This is a genomic window from Mesorhizobium sp. M1E.F.Ca.ET.063.01.1.1 (assembly GCF_003998155.1).
GTDB lineage: Bacteria > Pseudomonadota > Alphaproteobacteria > Rhizobiales > Rhizobiaceae > Mesorhizobium.
Genome location: NZ_RZSC01001026.1, coordinates 1 through 1682, shown reverse-complemented (window position 1 = coordinate 1682; position 1682 = coordinate 1). Strand labels below are relative to the sequence as shown.

At 61.7% G+C, this 1682-nt stretch carries 2 protein-coding genes and 1 pseudogene; all 3 read right to left on the bottom strand.

Translation table 11 applies throughout. The features are described 5' to 3' along the window. On the bottom strand, positions 1 to 681 hold a 681-nt coding region (locus EOA29_RS35580), incomplete at its 3' end, for a complex I NDUFA9 subunit family protein (RefSeq protein ID WP_245468715.1). Positions 682 to 1001: 320 nt separating this feature from the next. After that, positions 1002 to 1232 carry a hypothetical protein gene (locus EOA29_RS35575; RefSeq protein WP_126089822.1) on the bottom strand — a complete coding sequence of 77 codons (231 nt, stop codon included), beginning with the start codon at positions 1230 to 1232 and terminating at the stop codon, positions 1002 to 1004. Positions 1233 to 1400: 168 nt separating this feature from the next. Continuing rightward, positions 1401 to 1682: pseudogene (locus tag EOA29_RS41840) on the bottom strand (transposase); the annotation flags it as partial.

Here is a 1682-nt window from a genome sequence, read left to right as displayed (position 1 = left end):
GATCGGATGAGCGCCGAACCTTCGGGCGATTTCGCGAACCAGCTCCCGGTAACGCAAAATGCGAGGACCGCCGACCTCGAACGTAGACACATCCTGGCTAGGATCGGCGAGCAAGCGGCTCACCGCTTCGGCGACGTCGCCGACATAGACGGGCTGAAGCCGCGTAGCTCCCTGGCCGAACAGCGGATAGACGGGCAGCAGCCGGACCAGCCGAACAAGCGTCGTGAGAAAAGCGTCGTCCGGTCCGATCATGACGGCCGAGCGCAAGACAATCGTGTCGGGAAACGAGTTCCTGACCGCGTCCTCCCCGCGCCCGCGTGCCTTGATATACCTTGATGTGGATCGCGGATCTGCGCCTATCCCCGAGATATGGACGAGCCGTTCGACCCCGGCTTGCCGCGCGGCGCTCGCCAAATCGGCTGCCGCCGTCACGTGCATCCTTTCGAACGTCAAGCCGCCATGCTCGACATAGAGGCTGACCGCGTTCACCACCGCGTCTGATCCGGCAATTGCCGGGCCGATCGATGATCTGTCCAGAATATCCGCTTTGACCTGTTCGGGCGCTTTCGCTTCCGAGCCGGTTACCCGCCGCGCTTGGCGGGACACTGCCCGCACTTCAAAGCCCTTGTCCAGCAGCCGCTCGACGATCCTGCGGCCGAGGAATCCGGTCCCACCGAACACAGCTACCTTCATCGATGCTCCTCGCGCGTCGCCTCTAAAGCCCGTCGCGATTTTTCAGATTTGCTCCATGCGCTTTAGGTTTCTGGTTTGACGCATATGTCCCGAAACTGGTTCCCACTTTCGGGAGACATACTTTAAGGCGCGCCCGCCACGGCGCCGACGAAAGCCTGGCGAGTGCCAGCAGGTCGATGTTGCCGTTTGCAGTAAGGCGATCTCCGTCCAATTCGATCCGCAGTCTCGAAGGATCGGATTCCGATTGACGCTCAAGCTCCAAGGCGGTTGCCTCGCGAACCTCCTCTTGCTCCGCAGACATGTCCAAATCAGATCGCTGGAACCCATTTCCAGAACACGCCTTCCATCCTCTCGGGATAGTATTTGAATTCGCATTCGAACCGTCGTCCGTAGCTGGCAGCGGCAGCAAGCGCTGCCTTGCTGACGGGCCGCATGCCCGTTCCCGGCGCGAACCAGTCCTCCAGCAGATCGTCGGGCACATAGGCGCCGATCCTCAGCGGCAGTTGCTGCAGGACGACGTCCATTTCCTTCGGCGGCACCGCGTTCATTCGCTTCCGGCTCCTCGCGGGTGCGGTGAATGTGAAGTTCCTGCGATTCCACGCACTAGTGAACTGCGTTCTCGGTCCGGAGTTCCATGAGAACCGGCCGGAAACCGCTTCTTCCCTTCTCCCCTTGTGGGCTAGCGTGCGCACACATTTGCTTCGGGCTCATTTTTGCGAGGCCAGAACGAAGCCGTCTGTGATGGCGTTGAAGCGTCTGAGGCCGTGGTTGAAGGTGATGGGCCCTGGCGGGCGTTCCTTTTCGTAGCCGTTCCAGCCTCCGAGCCTGGCGATACACCAGGCGGCCCAGGCGAGCGTGTGCATGGGGTGCGGGTTCTTCTGCTTTTGGGTCTTGCCTTCGAGCTTGGCGATGAGCACTTCCAGGACGGTGATCTCGGTGGGATCGAAGAGGTGTGCGGCCTGGAAGCGCTGGCCCGGCGAACCACGCCC